We start from the raw sequence: 17,999 nt of genomic DNA on the forward strand, positions 1-17,999 counted from the left end.
TGGCAAGCCTGCGGGAAGATGAGTTAAATTTTATGCATGCGTTAGAATCAGAGTGAGAACAATTACCAATCTATCCAGTAATCCCTTTCCTTTAAAGGCTTTTTGCAAACCCTCAGATGCCAGGGATGGCATCTGGGAGCGTCAGGATGACTTCATGCGTGTTTGCAGAAAGCCTTTAAAGGAAAGGGATTACCCGCTCCGAACTTGCAAGGCATCAGTGACTAAACGCGCGGTGAAACCTTGATTACGCTTCGCTGCATCAAGGCTACTCTCTATCTGTTGATCCTAATTTTTTTGTTCCAATTCTTTCATTAGCTTTTCAGCTTCAGAACGTTGTGCTTCATCACCAAAATCAATTACTTCCTGGAGTGATTGTCGTGCTGCTTCGGGGTCATCCATGCCTATATAGGTTTTAGCCAGGGCAAGCAAAGTATCAAGCGCTGATTTGCTCTTTACTGGTTTATCCTGATTTTGTTCAGGTTGAAAATCAATGACTGCTTCACTCGACTCATCATCAGCAACTTGTTCTGCCGCGGCGGGTTCGGCGGGAAACTCCGCTTTATCAGGTACAACAAAATCAAGTGTGTTATCGTCCTGTTCAGCAACAGGGACATCAATATCAGCCGATTCCTGTTGAGTAATTACCTTGTCCAACCCGGGCTCAAAATCAAGTATGTAGTCATCAGGGTTAACCGGCTGTTCTGGCGCTGTTACTATGTTATCATCTTCTTGCTCAGGTTCAATCGCTTCCTCTGGCGCCACAGGCAAGTTTTGCCCTGGCTGCGCTTCATCAGCAAGTTCTTCTTCTGGTCCAATAACCGGTTGCTCAGCACTCATTTGTTGTACAGGCTCGGGTTCGACGAAAGGCGGGAGCGTAGGCGGCTCGGCTTTTGGCGGCTCAGTCGTGATTGTTTCTGGCTCAGGTTCGGGTGAATTGGATGAAGCTGCTATCTGAGCGCGTTCTTCTCGTAGCTTATGCCACCACCAGTACAATACGCCATAACCTCCTATCAAACCGGCGGCAAATAAAATGCTTATCCATAAACTGGATGAATCATCTGTATTATCAGCCAACTGATTAACCTGTGCTTTTAAACCTTGTCTTTGTTTAACAATTGCCTGTATCTGTTGCCGCAGCCTCGCCATTTCAGCCGTTTGCCGGGTTAATTTCTGTTCTAACTCGCTATTTTTGGTTTCTAGCGAACCGATTTTATCTTTTAACCGGGTATTTTCGGTGCGAACGGTGTCAATTGCTGCGGCATTGATATCAATTTCTGCTTTAAACTTCTCATGAGAGCCAGCTGATTCTGTACTCTCGCTGCCAAAGAATGATTGCGGCACAGCCATCAAAGTTGAAATCATGCCTTGTGCGGGAGCAGACTTATCATGACTGACTGCATTGTTAACGGGGGTTTCAGCAGGGGTTGTGTTAACCTGCGGCTGAGGAAACTGGGATGCGCCGGTTTCGCCATTTATATAAGGCGGTAACAGCACATGCTTTATCTCCTGTTTTGCCTGCCAGGCTGCATCATGAGCTTCAACCTCCTGCTTGGCCAAATCATCCGGTACTTTTAAAATTTCCTCGCGGGCAGGAATCTGCAGCCGTTCACCTGCTTTTAATCCGTTCAGGTTACCCTGAGTAAAAGCCTGTGAATTAGTGCCGACTATAGCCAAAATTACCTGTTGTAAAGAAGCGCCGTCAACACTGTAACGTTGGGCAATCTGCCAGATATTTTCATTGGCAAGGGTTGGGCCGTATATCACGTCTTTATGTGCCGCTGTATTTAGCGGGGGTTGTTGTTCCACAATATGGTTATAAACGGGTTTATCAATAACTCCGGGTTGCCCGCGCATCACCATCGGAGCAAGGTATTTGGAGTTAGGTTTGAACTGGCGTGTGCTTAATTGATAATTGGGCGGATCAAGTAATATGGTATAGGCACGGTATAATTGCCCTTGCGGCCAGGCCAGATCAACAACAACCTCCAGATACGGCTCTGTAATCCGCTCAGATGAGTTAATTGCAATTACCGGCTTGCCGCTCGCATTTTTTGTTACATTAAATGATAACAAAGAAACATTATCGCCAAGGACCAGACCCAATTGTTCATATTCCTCTGGTAAGGCAAGATGCGCTTTTATTCCGGACAAAGGAATACCGTCAACATCAATCAGCGGAATTTCCGCCTGAAAATGTTGGTTCAAATAGGATTTTACCGCCATATCGCCCATACCCAACGCAAAACTGCTCAGAGGCAATGACAGTAATAAAATAGATGTGTAGAGTTTTTTTCTATTCAACCGCGCTCCCGGCCTGGACTTTTAACTTGTTTACACAACCTGTGTATATACCCAATAAAAAGGATAGCTTAAACTGAAAATAGCATCATATATTGTGATACACAACCCCTGTAACGGTTTATTACAACTCCAAATGGCAAATTCTATCCATTTAAAAATTTTGGTAGCTCCCCCCGTCATCCCGAGCGCAGCGAGGGATCTCCAACAAACGGCATGTACTAAATTAATGTCAAAAGCGCTTGAAAAATTATGTGTTTATGATCAAATAGCCACATGAAAGACTACGAACAAAAAGCATGTTTTGTTATCCTGCCCAGATTGTCGCTGTTCACTATTCACAACCCCCGTTATTGGGATATATCGATCGTTATGCTAGAGATTCTGCCTCTGAAGGGAGATCCCTCGCTGCGCTCGGGATGACGTGGGGAGTCACAAATTTTGCAACGCAACCAATAATTGTCGCCTATACTAACAAATATAACTTTCCTGACATTTAATATTTATAAGTACTGTTATTTCTTAAGCTGATGTTTGAAATTTGTATATAGCAATGGGGCATAATATGCAAAGTAAAGAGGAAAAGGCTGGGTTGCGGACTGATCAACAGCCCTCGTTTCGAGGTAAACTTCAAAGTACAGGAGGGCCGCCGCCGTCACCTCGCACGGCGGCAAGCGCTGCTGTCAATGAGCAGCCTAAAATCGAATCGCCCTCACCCTCTCGCTTTGATCAGGGGCCTGCGATGCGAAGTAAACTTCAAAGTACAGGGGGACCGCCCCCCACTCCTCGCACGGCGGCAAGTTCCCCTGTCAAAGAGCAGCCTAAAATCGAATCGCCTTCACCCTCTCGCTTTGAGCAACAGCCTGCGGTACGAAGCAAGCTTGAAAGTACAGGAGGACCACCTCCATCTCCTCGCACGGCGGCAAGCTCCCCTGCCAAAGAGCAGCCTAAAATTGAATCGCCTTCACCCTCTCGCTTTGAGCAACGGCCTGCGGCGCGAATCAAACTTGAAAGTACAGGCGGACCGCCTCCAACTCCTCGCACGGCAGCAAGCGCTCCTGTCAAAGAACAGCCTAAAACCGAATCGCCTACAATTTCAAGCCCTGCGGCAAGCGCTCCTGTCCAAGAGCAGCCTAAAAGCGAATCGCCTCCACGCTCTCGCTTTGATGAATGGCCTAAAAGCGAATCAACTACAACCTCTCGCTTTGAGGAATATTCCGCGATGCGAGATAAATTTAAAAGTACAGAAGGATCGCCCCAATCTCCTGTTTCTGAGGCAAGTGCTCCCGTGATAGAGCAGCCTAAAAGCGAATCGCCTCCACCCTCTCGCTTTGAGGAACCGCCCTCGTCGCGAAGTAAATTTGAAAGTACAGGAGGACCGCCTCCATCCACTGACTCTGAGGCAAGCGCTCCTGCCAAAGAACAAGATCAAGCTATATTTATGGCGCCTCCCACATCTTCTCTCCAAGTGGAAAAAGATCCTCTTACTGCAAAAAGTGATCACAAGGAATCTTTATTGGAAAAATTAGGAAATGCTCTAAGCAATTTTGTCAATGCAATTAAGAATCTTGTTACAAGTTGTGCTCAAAAAAATGAAGAGAAAGAAGAAAATAAACAGGATAAGGGGATGAATCCATGAATGCCAGTCATTACAACTCCTCCCATGCGGATAAATTAAATAATTTGCTACAGGCTTTAAAACCTGAGTTAGTACGATTAAACGGAATATTAAGAACAGCAAAAGATATTGAGAGTCCGTATAAAAATGGGCTTATGCATCTGGTTGCACTTACAAATATGCAATTCCAACTAGAAAAAAGACAGGATGTTGAGGGGTACGTCAATTTAATTATTGAAGAACTCCATGGAATTGTTATGCTTTTCAATCGAGTTGTAGAAGACGATGATTTCAGAGAGTTATATGAGAAACAAGGGATATTTACTGCTTTTTCTGAGATCCAGAAAAATATTACTAAAATTATTGAACACAATGAAAACCAGATTTAATAACGTTAATACGCACTTTAGATAGAACTGGTTGTATTTTCTGAGTAGCTATACTATAAATTATATAAGAAACAGGGAGTAACGACGATGAGTGTATCAACTGAAAATACGTTAAACACATTGATAAATTCCATCGCGAATGATTCACCTGATGTGCTTACCATGTATCAAATATACAGAGAAGTTGCCATTAACAAAAATGTGCATGTATTAGCAAAGGCAGCTATTGATTTTAATAATGTCGAACTGCTGGAAGCCATTTTAACAGATTTTCCAATTAAAAATTGGGAATGGTTATTCAGTTATCAAACGTCTGCAGGAACTACAACATTAAGCTATTGTGAGATTCATGGTTTGAGTGACGATATATATAACTTGTTAAAAGCCAATGGCGCGATGCTAATCCATGCGCCGCTTGCCGTACCGGATGAATCATGAATGTCATAAACTGGAAATAATCATGATTAGTTTCAATTACCTCAAGGGAAAATTATTACATTATTTAGAGTATATTAAAAATAGTCATTTAATTTTAAAAACAACCGCTAGTCATTATCCTCAATCATTACATCCATGGTGCGGCGTTGAAAATATACATCTCCATCATTCCTTTGAGAAGCAGCGTCCTTCATTAATAAAAAAATATACTCGATTGAAAGGAGAGCTGGATAGAATAAAGCTATATGATGAAAGACAGTTATCCTATGATGATCATGTTTCCAGAATTAAAGTACAAGGCAAGTTACTTGATACCGCAATGTTTATCCGCCCCACTCTATCAGAAACAGAATATGAAACTCTGGATTTGAATAAATTGCCGGATTGCTCTCAAAATTTACAAGATATTATTAATAAAAATCCCCAGTTGCATACAAAACCCGCACCATTTGACTATTCAGAAATGGAAAAAAAAGATAGCACGACTCTGCCAGTCTGTGTCGGATTGCCAGAAGAGCTGGGGAGTAATTATGTATTTAATGAATCACAGTTACTTACTGAAAACGTTTTACATTTACCGATAAAAATCAGTGCCGACAATGCAAGGGAATTATTAAAAGAAGGAAGGGTGCTGGCACAGAGTCGAAATCCAATTGAATATGATAAAATTTATCTGCCAAAAGAATTAAAATATTTAATGCCCTTAATTAAACATGCTTGTCAAATTGAAAGACAATGCAATCCTGAATTTATGAATCAATACTATATTTTCCTATCTGTCAGTCATTCAATTGTCCAACCTGGCACAATGCAACGACGTGGGGGGTGGCATATTGATGGCCATCAAGGGTATGAGCGTTTGCAAAAAAATGGCAAAAAGCTTCCTTGCGATAGACAATATTTAATTTCAAATGTATTACCTACTGAGAGTATTCATTGTCGTTTCGACTTTAATAAGCTCCGTGAATATTGCAAAAAAAATTATTGCGATTTGGATTCAATTAATATGCAAGATGTAATTGAGCAACAAGCAAGCGCTTATGAAAGTAATGAAAATATTATGAGACTCCAGGAAAACCAACTAAATTTTCTCAATCCCTATATGGCCCATAGAGCGGTATGTAATCATACAGATAAACCGATAACAAGAACGTTTGCACGCATCTTATTTTCTACATTTACCCGAAATCGCCTGGGCGATTCAATTAATCCAATATTAGGACCTGTTTATCCATTAAAAATTAAAACAATTAAAGATATTCATGAAATTCCATCAGAAATCTATTTGAGTTGACTATGTTTGGCAGAGCCACGAAAGAACAAATAGATGAATTACTATTAACAAGTTATAGCGCCTGGGATGAATTTGTCTCTCATATCTGGGCTTCATTATTGTCGAATTGCAATCTGCCTCGGGATGGCGTTTTTGTCGAAATTGCTCCTGGAACATCCTCAAAAATTGCTCAGGCTTTAAAAAAAATCAACTTTAAAGGTCAAATTTATATTATAGAACCGTATGAAAAAGCATTGAAATTAATTCTCGATAAATATCAGGAAATTTTGCCTGATGCCATAGTTCATCCAGTAAATCATTTACTAAATGATTGTTTTAAGCAGTTACCTAAATCTGTTGATTGTATAATCTCTCATCATCCTTTAGATGATATGATTATGGCAATGGATGGAAACCCTCAACTCTTTGAGAAACTATTTTCCTGGGTATCACAAAATAAATTAGAAGTTCATCAGAATTTTACTTTGCATTGGCAACAATTATCTGAACAGCCTGAGCGACTCCATGCTATTGAACGTAAAGTGATAAATCAGTGGCTTAATTTAATAAAGGAGACAGACCCTGGATGGTTGATGATTAGTCAGTATCCTAGTCTGGTACTGGAAACAGGGTGTACCAAAGCGCTTAATCAATGCGCACAAAATCTTTTGCAAAAATTAAAATCCCATCTTCAACATTCTCTCATTGAGGAGAAAATAGTTCAGAATATATTAAATGAGTATCCGAACTATAATTTTGATTTACTGGGCAATGAAGTGCTTAACTCTAAAAACTGGCTAATCTATTGCAAGCAATAGATATACTTAAACGGACGTTTTTCCAGGATTAAACTAAATGTCTAATACTGATAATCTTACTATTCATGAACTACCTGCTTATTGGTCTTTAAAATTAAATGAACCAAATTTATATAAAAAAATTGTGAAACTTTTGCCTTCAATTAATGTTATTAATAATATTAATCCATTCCCTGCTCAAAAAAATGTGCGTGTTACTACTGAAAGCGATACCATTGTTCGTCCCTATCGTCATTTCAGATCATTTTATTATCCTGCCCAAGAGCTTAACCTGGATTATAAAGGATATATTGCCTTAAAGGGAACGGAGGTATTCGCTGAGAATATTGATGAGTTATTAAAAAAAATAAAAGCTGTTCATTCAATCTATTCCTGGTCAACCCGGAAATCTGGATTAGGTTTGCATAATAGCGATCACGCTTTGCTTCCTATGGCTGATCGCTATCTATTTGTAGAAAATAAAATTCCCTTACTCTATTTGCTATCCGAGGCAGTTGAGGAAGTCAATGCGGCTGTTAATTTACAAAAGGCTTATCTGGATTCCTACCAGACACTAGCCAGGATACCAATACCCTTGGCCATTTACAAAATACCAGAGGAATCTTTAAAAGCAGCCGATTCAATATTTAAAAATTTTTATGATGAAAAAAGATATAAACTGGTAAAAAATTTTATGGATGAGGGTATAGCTATACAGATATATTGGTATCCGAATGTTCCGAAAAGAGCAGCGCATATTGCATTTAGTACAGCCGCTTCCAATGCAGGGTTTCAAGAACGAATTGCTTATCTTTCTTCAATAATGGATATAGAAAAGTGTGTCGAAAATTGGATTTTACTTTTTTGTCGATTTTTGAATCTGGGCTTTATACCTGCAGATCCCATCCATGCCTGTAAAGGGTATTGTATTGATCCGGGGAATTTGGTACTAGATGGTGGAATGGTCGATATGGGGAGTATACGGCATATTGATAGCTTTCATTATTCCGGCGAAATTCAATTTGCTTTAGAAAATTCGATAAAATTGCTTATTGAAAGTATTATGGCGCTTCTCATAGGCAAAGAGTCTATGTCATATGGGTTCAAATCGGTATTTCCTGATTTATCTCGACTTATTTATCAAAATATAGAGAAAAATATTAACATTGATAGTGAGTTGGGGCGGTTTATCCATCCTTATATAAAAAATTGGTGTTATTCAAAATATAATTACAAAGAAATAATTGAAAAATTAACCAACTTCTTTGAGTTGTAATAATGATGAAAAGCAAAATTGAACAAATTATTTCTTTCTGGTTCGGTGATTCATTTGAGGATGAATTTCCTCCTCGTTCTGTTAGCGATAGATGGTATAGTTTCCATCCTGATCTGGATGCTATCATTAGAAAAAATTTTTTGAATGATATTGAAAAGGCTCTCGCTGGCCAATATGATGATTGGTCTACTACTTCAGAAGGCCGTTTAGCGCTTATTATTCTATTGGATCAATTTACAAGGCATGTTTACCGGAATACCGCTCAAGCTTTTGCAGGAGATGAGAAAGCGCTGTCGCTGGTGTATCAACCTTGTCACATGCCAATGGGAACTAATCTCTTGCTTTGTCAAAAAATGTTTTATTATGCGCCATTAGAGCATTCTGAAAAATTATGCGATCAAAAGCTTCATATAAGCATTTATGACGATTGGGTAGAAAAACTCCCCAAAAATGTCGTGTCTAAATTGCAGTATTACCTTAAGTGGGTTTATGTTCATTATGAGGTTATACATAAGTATGGACGTTTTCCATGGCGAAATGATCTTCTCGGGCGTGAAACAACCGCTGAAGAAATCGATTATCTGAAAACCGCTCCTGATTTTGGTCAAAACTATAAACGGCATACGTTATGAAATTTTCAAAGGATTTTTTTTTCCAAACGCCAACCCTGATTGAAACATTCGGAACCGACCTTTGTTTGAAGGTTCCCTTATATAAAAGAAAACATCAACTTAAACCCATTTATATTAATCAGGAATTATATAAAGAGTATATCTCACCGGCTCATGATAGTTATCTTGAAATGCAACAGGAAATGGCTTCTTTGTTTCAAATTACGCTATGTATTGAGTACGCGGAAAAACCACTTGAGATTGTTGGACATGCTTATATTGACAGGCAGTCAGATCCAGGGAGTAACAATTTTCATCCAGGCTCAGGAAGATCTTGCTACCTGGGAAAACACTTTAATTTAAAAGGCGAGAAAACTCCATTTGCTCTAACACGAGATGGATTAATGAGTATTAATACTGGTATCTGGGAGGCTGTTGCATCAAATTCTCTCACAGACACAATGCCTTATCCTATTGCACCGGTATTAGCGATATTGGAGTGTAATCATTACTCTCCTGCTTATTTTGAGGGAGAGAATATTTTTTTGAAAAATGCCATTATAGTCCGGGTTAATAAATGCGCATCCATGGAAAGAGTTACACATGTGCACTATATGGGCAAAAAATTAGAAAAAAAGGAATTATTAAAAGCCGCCAGGGATATTGGTTCTATGGAAGGCGCCAAATTTATTGAGCGAATATTACATGGCATGTGGTCTGCTGGTAATATCTCATTGAATGGCTCATTTTTCGATATGGAAACATTTTGTTGTGTCAAAGGACGTCATCCCCAGTACAGCGCGATGGAATGGTATCGGAGTAATTATTTCGGATTTGAATATTTGGGACAGTTAAATGTATTAAGAGCATTATGCAACAATAAATTGATTAATTTGGACTCGCTGGCATTTACGGATATTAACTATGAATTTAAAGAGGGTATGGCAACTAGCCTTATGAATGGATTTTTAAAGCTAATGGGATTTAATGCGAAAGAGATACCCGATTACTTTAAATATAAAATTAAATCGCTTATCAATTCGTTCTTATTATTATCAAGAAAATTTTATTTAAACAAAGAAAGGCTTAAGACTTCAAACCCTAATTCATTATCGTGCTCTGTATATGATTTCTCAAAATTTTTTCGTTACTACCCGCTTGTAAAATCCAACATTATAGCTGAAAAACAGATGGAGGCATTTTTAACGCTGATTATATGCTCGAACCAGATTAACAATAATTACGATAATTATTTTAAACGTGAATATTCACGAAAAGAAGAAAAATACCTGAACAAATCAATATATAAAAAATTTTCACCCTATATTGCGAAACATAGCCAGGACAAAGACAGTGACGAAATCATAAAAAAATTTATAAGGGTTTATGATAAAGTTCATATGAAAATCATGAATAAATTAAATTTGGTTTATTCGGATGTTGAAGTAAAATCTTACTATCTTAATGAAGATAGAAGATATTTATTTTCCAGCAACAAATACTCATATTATTTAAGCATAATTTCTGAAAAAAACATCAATGTACATTTTATTATCAACCAATTAATTTTAGCTTGTTATAGAAACTTTACATATTTAATCAACAACAAAGTTCCAGTCAATATTCATGTATATCAAGAAGGATTTTCCTGTTGTCTAATGGATAAAATAGGCGGTTTTCAAATTCATCTTCATATTTTTAATGCCGATTTATTTAAATCGATAGATGAGAATAAAATATCGCTATACTTCAAAAACAGGAAAATCAAGTTTAATCTAACTCATATAAGGGATATAAACTCAATTACACTAACAAGCGTGGGATTTAAAAATAAAGAGTTATTGTCTGATGACAATTTTCATTTCCAGAAAGGCTCCCTTCTCGCTTTATACTATGAAGATGAGTTTGTAGAAATGCACTTACTCGATCCAGAATATTATTAACACTTTAATGGCGGTGGAACATAATGGAGTTCAGACAACTAGGAAAATCAGGATTTAAAGTACCTTTGCTTGGTTTGGGCACGTGTACTTTTGGCGGCGGGACTGAATTTTATAAAGCCTGGGGCAATATTGGAATCAATGAGGCAACGCGCCTTATTGATATGTGCATTGACGCAGGACTTAATTTTTTTGATTCTGCTGACGTTTATTCTAAAGGGATGGCTGAAGAAATTTTAGGGAAAGCTATCCAGGGCAGGCGCGATCAAGTCATTATTTCAACCAAGGCAACTTTTCGGTTAGGATTAGGACCTAATGATATAGGATCGTCGCGGTTTCATTTATTAAAATCCATTGACGGGCAACTTAAGCGATTAAAAACTGACTATATCGATTTGTATCAAATGCACGGTTTTGATCCCTTAACCCCGGTAGAGGAAGTAGTTAGAACTTTAGAAAATTTAATACAAAGTGGAAAAATACGATACATAGGCTGTTCCAATTTTTCAGGTTGGCAATTAATGAAATCCCTGGCTATTGCTGATCAATTAGGTACCAACCGCTATGTGGCTCAACAAGTTTATTATTCATTGATTGGACGCGACTATGAACATGAATTAATGCCTCTTGCTTTAGATCAAGGCCTAGGTACTATCGTTTGGAGTCCCTTGGGAGGGGCCAGATTAACTGGAAAAATACTACGCGGCAAACCATTACCCAAAGTTAGCCGTCTTCACATCACAAAAGAAATAGGTCCACCTGTTTCTAATGAGCTATTATTTGATGTAATGGATACATTAATAGAACTTTCCGAAGAAACGGGAAAAACTGTCTCTCAAATTGCTATAAACTGGCTTTTACAGAAACCAACGGTATGTAGCGTGCTTATAGGAGTCCGATCAGAAGAGCAGCTTCAACAGAATTTAGGCGCAGTTGGATGGAGTTTGACTGACGAACAGATAAAAAAATTAGATGAAATCAGTCAACAAGGGCTTCCTTATCCATATTGGCATCAAGCTCGTTGGTCATAATCTTAAAGGGAGCAATTTATGACAGTTAATTTTCAGCAATTACCTCACCCCGGCATACGCTCGCTAACCTCTTATGGCACAGCAAAATCGGTTGACGAACTGGCGCGTGAAAAAGGAATTAAAGGCCTTATCAGCATGGCAAGCAATGAGAACCCTCTCGGGTGCAGTCCTAAAGCTTTAGCCGCAGTGCATCAAATGACCGGCAAAATGATAGCTGCTTATCCGCCCCCCAACGATAACCTTTTAAAATCGAAGTTAGCAGAAAAATTTAAAGTAAATAACAATCAATTATTGCTAAGTAATGGTTCAGATCATTTATTTTGTTTACTTTTAAAAACCTTTGCTTCGCATCTGGGAAAGCATATTCTGATACATGACTATGCTTTTTGCTCTTATGCTCTATTAGCTACCGCATTGAATATACCTTATCATTCTGTACCAATTAATTCTGACTGGACAGTTAATATCGATAATTTAATCGAAGCCTGTAGTAGCGAAACAGCCATTCTCTTTATCGCTAACCCTAATAACCCTACAGGGATACTGACCGGGAAGAAGGAAATAAAAAGAATACTTGAAAACATCCCGGAAAGTTGTTTATTAGTGGTTGATGAAGCTTATTTTGAGTTCGCTGCTTCCCAATATAATGGCAATAATATTGACTGGCTTACTGAGCATCCTAATTTAGTGATTACTCGTACTTTCTCTAAAATATATGGCTTAGCTGGTTTACGATTTGGGTATGCCATAGCCCATCCCGACATTATTGATATGCTACAACGCGTGCAGCTGCCATTCTCCGTTAATCAGGCTGCATTAATCGCTGCCAATGCAGCTTTGAGCGATGAGGAATTTATCCATTTAAGTTTGAAAACAAATGAGTCGGGAAAACAGAAACTATGTGAGTGTTTTGAAAGTTTAAACATCAGCTATTTATCGTCAGCCGCTAATTTTATTTGCTTTGACTGCAAAGAAGATAGTGCGCAAATTTATAATTACCTTCTGGAAAAAGGTATTTTGGTCAGATCGCTAGCTTATTATAAGATGAATAATTATCTCAGAGTAACAATAGGAACAAATGACCAGAATATCCGCTTTATTAAAGCGTTGAATAGTTATTATAGTAAGTCATAAATCGCCATATTCTCTGGATACCGTGGACAAGCTGCGCTGTTCAAAATAGAATACCGGGTTTAAAGATTTAAGGTATTTCCCGCTTATGACCGCTCTTTTGTTAGATGGAAAACAAGTTGCTCAGAAACTGCAAGCCGGTATCCGCACAGCAGTTACAGCCCGGCTTCAAACTGGGTACAGAGCGCCTGGTCTTGCGGTAGTATTGGTCGGAAATGATCCGGCATCGGAAATTTATGTCAAAAACAAGCGCAAGGCATGCGAAGCAGTCGGGATTCATTCCTATGCCTATGATTTACCCTCTTCAACCACCGAACAGCAATTATTACAACTGATTAATGAATTAAACCAGAGTACATCTATTGATGGCATTCTGGTGCAATTGCCGTTACCGGATGCTGTGGATAGCAGTAAGATTATTGAAGCAATTCATCCGGGCAAAGATGTTGACGGTTTTCATCCTTATAATATTGGACTGCTAGCGCAACGCATACCCAAACTGCGGCCTTGTACGCCTTATGGCATTATTCAGCTACTTGCAGCGTATGATATCTCAATGAAGAGTAAAAATGCTGTTGTAGTGGGTGCCTCAAACATAGTTGGACGGCCTATGGCACTGGAATTTTTAAATAGCGGCGCAACGGTAACTGTCTGCCATCGAAAAACACCTGATCTGGAGCCGCATATCCGCATGGCCGATATTCTTGTTGTCGCCACTGGAGTGCCCGATAGTGTTAAGGCCGAGTGGTTACAATCGCATCAGATTGTCATTGATGTAGGAATTCACCGCATGTCTAATGGCAAGCTGCGCGGTGATATCGACTTTGAACAGGCGCTTCAGCGTGTCAAGGCTATAACGCCGGTGCCTGGAGGCGTCGGCCCTATGACTATTGCGTGCCTGCTGCAGAATACCCTACAGGCAGCTCAATGGGCTGGTTGATTTATTTTTCCAAATCATCCCAGTCGAATTCGCCATCCAGCTCGTCAAACTCTTCTTTAAGGCGTTTACGTTCAAGCTTTTGCTCTAACAGTTTACGCACTCGTTTTTTGTGAGACAGCTCTTCGGCATCCTCTTCCATTGGAATATCAGTAAAAGAAAAACTGTCATCATCATAGTCTTTTCTTAAACCCATCAGCGGCTCCTGATTGTTGCTGTTACTCCAATTATAGTGCAAAAAATCTGCATACTGATTATCTTTTTATGTAATTTTTTAAAACATTTGGTTTATTCGGTTAGTAAACCGTATAATTCACTTATCTTTTTTTTAATTATTTTTATTATGCTCAGTTATCAACATGGTTATCACACAGGAAATTTTGCAGATGTTGTCAAACATTTGACGCTTACCCGCATTCTTAATTATCTGATGCTTAAGGACAAACCGCTTTTTTATCTCGAAACCCATTCAGGCCGTGGTATTTATGATTTAAAAGACGGCCAGGCAACCAAAACCGGAGAGTATCTCGATGGTATTGCGGTATTATGGGATCAACGAAATAAACTGGATGAGTTATTTACTCCTTATCTGCAACAGTTAAAAAATTTAAACACTCATGAAACCCTGCGCTTTTATCCCGGTTCACCCTGCATTGCCGCAACCACCCTGCGCCAACAGGACAGACTTGTTTGCTGTGAATTGCATCCAAGAGAATTTGAATACCTTGAGCAAATGGACAAACAAGGTAAAAAAATATTTTATGATCATACTGACGGCCTGCACAATTTAACTGCCCTGCTGCCTCCGCCCGAACGACGTGGTTTGATCTTTATTGATCCGTCTTATGAAATCAAGGATGAATATAAAACTGTTCCGCAGGCAATTGCTCAGGCCTATCAACGTTTTGAAACGGGCGTGTACTGCCTCTGGTATCCCATTATTGATAAAAAAATGCATGAAAAGCTGTTGCGTAATTTATCAGCGGTCAAAACTACCAAAACGTTAAGGGTGGAGTTTACTGTAAATATGGGAGACAAACCCGGAATGCAAAGCTGCGGATTATGGATTATTAACCCGCCGTATGTGCTTGTAGAGGAAATGAAGGCAATTATGAAGCAGTTGGTTGCGTTATATAAACCAGGGCAGGCAAGCTATCTTATTGAGTAGAATAACTGGAGAATCGCCATGAAAATTTTACCAGTAAAAGCGTTTAATGATAATTACATCTGGTGCTTGCTTGATATAGTAACAACAATTTGCAGCACAAAATGGCGCCAAACAATTGGATTCACTGTCTGTTTTTTCGGTTTTAAGGACACAAAAAAATAGCTTTAAGAGCTAAAATAGATCTTTTTTAGCTCTAATAGATTTTTTTAAAAACAAAAAGGGTTTATCTCACAAACCAAATGAAGTAAACTGGCCGCCCGTTGAATTGAACAAAGGCTATTCGTTTGAAGTCCAAGCCAGCAATTTTACTCAAATTTTTTACTTTCTGGTCCAGCTGCCTCATGCTGATTAATCTGGCTCATGGAAGTTTTTACAACCCAAATGCCTGGGATGTTCTGCGCAGTCAGCTTACGTTAAATCATGAGATTACCCAGCCTGAAGTGCAGACACAATTACGCTGGCTAATTTCGCATCCTGGTTATCTGCAAAAACTGTCGCAGGCAGAACCTTATATTTATCACATCCTGACTGAAATCCGTAAGCGCAAGCTGCCCGGCGAGATCGCCCTGCTGCCTATGCTTGAAAGCGCGTATGATCCATTCGCCTATTCAGGAGCCGGTGCGGCTGGTTTATGGCAATTAATGCCAGGAACCGGCAGTAATCTTGGCCTGAAACAGGATTGGTGGTTTGATGGAAGGCGCAGTATTGGTTCTTCCACTGATGCGGCGCTTAATTACCTGACTTACTTGAACCGTTTTTTCAACGGTAACTGGCTACTCGCGATAGCCGCTTATGATTCGGGCGAAGGCACAATCGCCCGTGCCGTTAAAAACAGTGGACAATATAACGCACGCTCGGTTAATTTCTGGCGCTTGCCGGTACCGTCCGAAACCCGAACTTATGTACCGCGTTTGTTAGCTCTGGCTGAAATTATCAAATATCCACAGCGTTACCGGGTCAGTTTACCCGATATCCCCTATACGCCTTATTTTGAAGAAGTGAATATCGGCAGCCAGATTGATTTAAACCATGCTGCAAAGCTTGCTGGTATTTCCTATAAAGATTTAATTAAGCTTAATCCGGGATATAACCATTGGACAACTGCGCCTTATAAACCTTTCAAATTGTTAATACCGACAAATAAAGTAGCTAATTTTAACCGTAACCTGTTAAGTCTGCCACAGGAAAAACGGGTAAGCTGGACACGCCATCTGGTTGTTCGCGGCGAGACTATTGATTCAATTGCCAAACGCTATTTTACAACAGCCAAGCTCATTCGCGAGCTTAATCAGCTCAAATCAAATCAATTGCGTGAGGGGCAATTTGTGCTGATTCCAAGTACAAAATTTTCCCCGCCTGCGCCTGCAAAATCATCACAGACAACCAGGCTGGCCGTTGCTGACAAACCGGCAACTACCCAAACCTATAAAGTAATTCATATTGTCCAGCCCGGCGATACATTCCAGAAGCTGGAACAAAAATATCACACTACAACGGCAAATATCCGTTCATGGAATAAAATGTCAGCAAATAAAAAACTGGCCAAAGGCGATCAGTTAATAATCTGGAAAAAAATGATAAATCCCGGTAGTTATACGGTGGTAGCTGGTGATAATTTAAGTAGTATTGCGCGGCGAAATAATACGACAACAGCATCGCTGGAACGGTTAAATCCGCGGATTAATACCCGATTGTTGAAGCCGGGGCAGAAACTGGTAATTGGATAAATGAGTGTAGGTTGCCCTGTGCAAAGGTGCAGATACACAAGCAGTATAACTTAACAAATTGTTAACACAGATGCTTGCAAGTTCTGTGCAAATCATGTGTTATACTATATATTAACGCTGTAACCAATTGAAAACATATGAAACTATTATTTGATTTTTTTCCTATTGTACTTTTTTTCCTGGGCTATAAGCTGTTTGGGATATATACTGCCACAGCAATTGCCATGATCGCCTCTCTTGCTCAGGTTATTATTTATCGCCTGAAGCATCAGCGCTATGAGAAAATGCATTTATTCAGTCTGGGTATTATTTTTGTCCTTGGCGGAGCAACTCTGTTCTTCCACAACCCATGGTTTATCAAATGGAAACCAACCGGTATTTACTGGATTACCTGTTTAGTTTTCCTTGTTTCACCGCTGGTTGCTAAAAAGCCGTTGATTCAAAAAATGATGGAAAGTAATATCAGCCTTCCCAACAGAATCTGGTATCGGCTTAATTATGCATGGTCTGCGTTTTTTCTGATTATGGGCGCACTGAATCTGTACGTTGCTTATTATTTCAGTACCGACACGTGGGTAAATTTCAAGTTATTCGGTGGTGCCGGTCTTACAATGGTATTTATATTTCTACAGGCAATTTATCTGACCAGGCACGTTTTGGATAGGGATGTTCAATCGGAATTACGGAGCTAAAATGAGATTGTTACTGGTAGAAGACGATGATTTGCTAGGCGATGCCGTAAAAGCAGGCTTAACACAATTTGGTTATATAGTTGACTGGTTAAGAGATGGCGAAGCAGCGCGAGCGGCTGTAAAAACCGAATCATTTGAATTAATTATTCTTGATCTCGGCCTGCCCAAACTCTCAGGTCTTGGCTTTTTGCAGGCGATAAGAAGCGATGGTAATAGCACTCCGGTAATTATCCTTACCGCCCGCGATTCAGTTGAAGACAAGGTTAAAGGATTAGACAGCGGTGCAGATGATTATCTGATCAAGCCATTTGAACTGAAAGAATTAAACGCCCGAATCCGTGCCTTGGCGAGACGCTCGCAAGGCCGCGCTGACTCTGCATTGCAGTATCGCAATATTACGCTCGATCCCGCGGCGCATTCGGTGTATGTTGATGAAATGCTGGTTAATGTACCTCGCCGTGAGTTTGCCCTTTTGCAAAAATTGCTGGAAAACAGCGGACAGGTTTTATCGCGCGAACAGTTAATGCAAAGTATTTATGGCTGGGATGAAGATGTGGACAGTAATGCGCTTGAAGTGCATATCCACAATCTGCGTAAGAAACTTAACGCCAATTTTATCCGAACCATTCGCGGTGTCGGGTATATGGCCGAGAAAAGTGAGTAATTTGCTACT

At 39.6% G+C, this 17,999-nt stretch carries 17 protein-coding genes; 15 read left to right on the forward strand and 2 right to left on the reverse strand.

All coding sequences use genetic code 11. The features are described 5' to 3' along the window. Positions 1–285 precede the first annotated feature (285 nt). The gene (locus ACFORL_RS09770; protein ID WP_382343499.1) at positions 286–2,301 is read right to left on the reverse strand and encodes a FimV/HubP family polar landmark protein; all 2,016 of its coding nucleotides are present in this window, start codon (positions 2,299–2,301) and stop codon (positions 286–288) included. Between the two features lie 562 nt (positions 2,302–2,863). Here ACFORL_RS09770 and ACFORL_RS09775 point away from each other — a divergent pair. The 11 genes from ACFORL_RS09775 (at position 2,864) to folD (ending at position 13,742) form a co-directional block, all read left to right on the forward strand. Further along, a complete protein-coding gene (locus ACFORL_RS09775; RefSeq protein WP_382343501.1) occupies positions 2,864–3,937 on the forward strand; it encodes a hypothetical protein in 1,074 nt (357 codons plus the stop codon). Continuing rightward, positions 3,934–4,305, forward strand: a complete 372-nt coding sequence (locus ACFORL_RS09780) for a hypothetical protein (RefSeq protein ID WP_382343503.1) — start codon at positions 3,934–3,936, stop codon at positions 4,303–4,305. Before ACFORL_RS09775 ends, ACFORL_RS09780 begins: the two co-directional genes overlap by 4 nt. Before the next feature lie 87 nt (positions 4,306–4,392). After that, positions 4,393–4,743, forward strand: coding sequence for a hypothetical protein (locus tag ACFORL_RS09785; protein ID WP_382343505.1), 351 nt, complete (start codon positions 4,393–4,395; stop codon positions 4,741–4,743). 22 nt (positions 4,744–4,765) lie between these two features. Further along, on the forward strand, positions 4,766–6,037 hold the full coding sequence (locus ACFORL_RS09790) for a hypothetical protein (protein ID WP_382343507.1): 1,272 nt from the start codon (positions 4,766–4,768) through the stop codon (positions 6,035–6,037). A gap of 2 nt (positions 6,038–6,039) precedes the next feature. After that, positions 6,040–6,834 carry a hypothetical protein gene (locus tag ACFORL_RS09795; protein ID WP_382343509.1) on the forward strand — a complete coding sequence of 265 codons (795 nt, stop codon included), beginning with the start codon at positions 6,040–6,042 and terminating at the stop codon, positions 6,832–6,834. A gap of 37 nt (positions 6,835–6,871) precedes the next feature. Further along, on the forward strand, positions 6,872–8,089 hold the full coding sequence (locus tag ACFORL_RS09800) for a hypothetical protein (protein WP_382343511.1): 1,218 nt from the start codon (positions 6,872–6,874) through the stop codon (positions 8,087–8,089). Positions 8,090–8,091: 2 nt separating this feature from the next. Continuing rightward, the gene (locus tag ACFORL_RS09805; RefSeq protein WP_382343513.1) at positions 8,092–8,721 is read left to right on the forward strand and encodes a DUF924 family protein; all 630 of its coding nucleotides are present in this window, start codon (positions 8,092–8,094) and stop codon (positions 8,719–8,721) included. Then, positions 8,718–10,643, forward strand: a complete 1,926-nt coding sequence (locus ACFORL_RS09810) for a hypothetical protein (protein ID WP_382343515.1) — start codon at positions 8,718–8,720, stop codon at positions 10,641–10,643. The genes ACFORL_RS09805 and ACFORL_RS09810 overlap by 4 nt, the downstream gene beginning before the upstream one ends. Positions 10,644–10,666: 23 nt before the next feature. Further along, entirely contained in the window at positions 10,667–11,671 is a 1,005-nt protein-coding gene (locus ACFORL_RS09815) for an aldo/keto reductase (protein WP_382343516.1), read from the forward strand. Between the two features lie 18 nt (positions 11,672–11,689). Next, positions 11,690–12,805 (forward strand): histidinol-phosphate transaminase, encoded by a 1,116-nt coding sequence (gene hisC, locus ACFORL_RS09820; RefSeq protein WP_382343518.1) that lies wholly within the window; start codon positions 11,690–11,692, stop codon positions 12,803–12,805. A gap of 85 nt (positions 12,806–12,890) precedes the next feature. Continuing rightward, positions 12,891–13,742, forward strand: a complete 852-nt coding sequence (folD, locus tag ACFORL_RS09825; protein WP_382343520.1) for a bifunctional methylenetetrahydrofolate dehydrogenase/methenyltetrahydrofolate cyclohydrolase FolD — start codon at positions 12,891–12,893, stop codon at positions 13,740–13,742. A 1-nt stretch (position 13,743) separates the two neighbouring features. Here the strand turns inward: folD and ACFORL_RS09830 are convergent, their stop codons facing one another. Then, the gene (locus ACFORL_RS09830; RefSeq protein WP_382343522.1) at positions 13,744–13,935 is read right to left on the reverse strand and encodes a hypothetical protein; all 192 of its coding nucleotides are present in this window, start codon (positions 13,933–13,935) and stop codon (positions 13,744–13,746) included. 147 nt (positions 13,936–14,082) lie between these two features. Between ACFORL_RS09830 and ACFORL_RS09835 the strand changes: the two genes are divergently transcribed. From ACFORL_RS09835 to ACFORL_RS09850, 4 genes are all read left to right on the forward strand, one after another. After that, positions 14,083–14,907, forward strand: a complete 825-nt coding sequence (locus ACFORL_RS09835) for a 23S rRNA (adenine(2030)-N(6))-methyltransferase RlmJ (RefSeq protein ID WP_382343524.1) — start codon at positions 14,083–14,085, stop codon at positions 14,905–14,907. A gap of 341 nt (positions 14,908–15,248) precedes the next feature. Continuing rightward, a complete protein-coding gene (locus ACFORL_RS09840; RefSeq protein WP_382343526.1) occupies positions 15,249–16,634 on the forward strand; it encodes a lytic transglycosylase in 1,386 nt (461 codons plus the stop codon). A gap of 137 nt (positions 16,635–16,771) precedes the next feature. Next, entirely contained in the window at positions 16,772–17,326 is a 555-nt protein-coding gene (locus ACFORL_RS09845) for a septation protein A (protein ID WP_382343528.1), read from the forward strand. A 1-nt stretch (position 17,327) separates the two neighbouring features. After that, positions 17,328–17,990, forward strand: coding sequence for a response regulator (locus ACFORL_RS09850; RefSeq protein ID WP_382343530.1), 663 nt, complete (start codon positions 17,328–17,330; stop codon positions 17,988–17,990). Positions 17,991–17,999: the final 9 nt, after the last annotated feature.

Source organism: Legionella dresdenensis, from assembly GCF_042649825.1.
Taxonomy (GTDB): domain Bacteria; phylum Pseudomonadota; class Gammaproteobacteria; order Legionellales; family Legionellaceae; genus Legionella_C; species Legionella_C dresdenensis.

Excerpts from the sequence above, each read along its gene's own strand:
- ACFORL_RS09780 (WP_382343503.1), top strand. The coding sequence starts at position 3,934 with ATGAATGCCAGTCATTACAACTCCTCCCATGCGGATAAATTAAATAAT.
- ACFORL_RS09840 (WP_382343526.1), top strand. The coding sequence starts at position 15,249 with ATGCTGATTAATCTGGCTCATGGAAGTTTTTACAACCCAAATGCCTGG.
- ACFORL_RS09845 (WP_382343528.1), top strand. The coding sequence starts at position 16,772 with ATGAAACTATTATTTGATTTTTTTCCTATTGTACTTTTTTTCCTGGGC.
- ACFORL_RS09790 (WP_382343507.1), top strand. The coding sequence starts at position 4,766 with ATGATTAGTTTCAATTACCTCAAGGGAAAATTATTACATTATTTAGAG.
- ACFORL_RS09810 (WP_382343515.1), top strand. The coding sequence starts at position 8,718 with ATGAAATTTTCAAAGGATTTTTTTTTCCAAACGCCAACCCTGATTGAA.
- ACFORL_RS09785 (WP_382343505.1), top strand. The coding sequence starts at position 4,393 with ATGAGTGTATCAACTGAAAATACGTTAAACACATTGATAAATTCCATC.
- ACFORL_RS09795 (WP_382343509.1), top strand. The coding sequence starts at position 6,040 with ATGTTTGGCAGAGCCACGAAAGAACAAATAGATGAATTACTATTAACA.
- ACFORL_RS09805 (WP_382343513.1), top strand. The coding sequence starts at position 8,092 with ATGATGAAAAGCAAAATTGAACAAATTATTTCTTTCTGGTTCGGTGAT.
- hisC (WP_382343518.1), top strand. The coding sequence starts at position 11,690 with ATGACAGTTAATTTTCAGCAATTACCTCACCCCGGCATACGCTCGCTA.
- ACFORL_RS09850 (WP_382343530.1), top strand. The coding sequence starts at position 17,328 with ATGAGATTGTTACTGGTAGAAGACGATGATTTGCTAGGCGATGCCGTA.
- ACFORL_RS09830 (WP_382343522.1), bottom strand. The coding sequence starts at position 13,935 with ATGGGTTTAAGAAAAGACTATGATGATGACAGTTTTTCTTTTACTGAT.
- ACFORL_RS09815 (WP_382343516.1), top strand. The coding sequence starts at position 10,667 with ATGGAGTTCAGACAACTAGGAAAATCAGGATTTAAAGTACCTTTGCTT.
- ACFORL_RS09835 (WP_382343524.1), top strand. The coding sequence starts at position 14,083 with ATGCTCAGTTATCAACATGGTTATCACACAGGAAATTTTGCAGATGTT.
- folD (WP_382343520.1), top strand. The coding sequence starts at position 12,891 with ATGACCGCTCTTTTGTTAGATGGAAAACAAGTTGCTCAGAAACTGCAA.
- ACFORL_RS09775 (WP_382343501.1), top strand. The coding sequence starts at position 2,864 with ATGCAAAGTAAAGAGGAAAAGGCTGGGTTGCGGACTGATCAACAGCCC.
- ACFORL_RS09800 (WP_382343511.1), top strand. The coding sequence starts at position 6,872 with ATGTCTAATACTGATAATCTTACTATTCATGAACTACCTGCTTATTGG.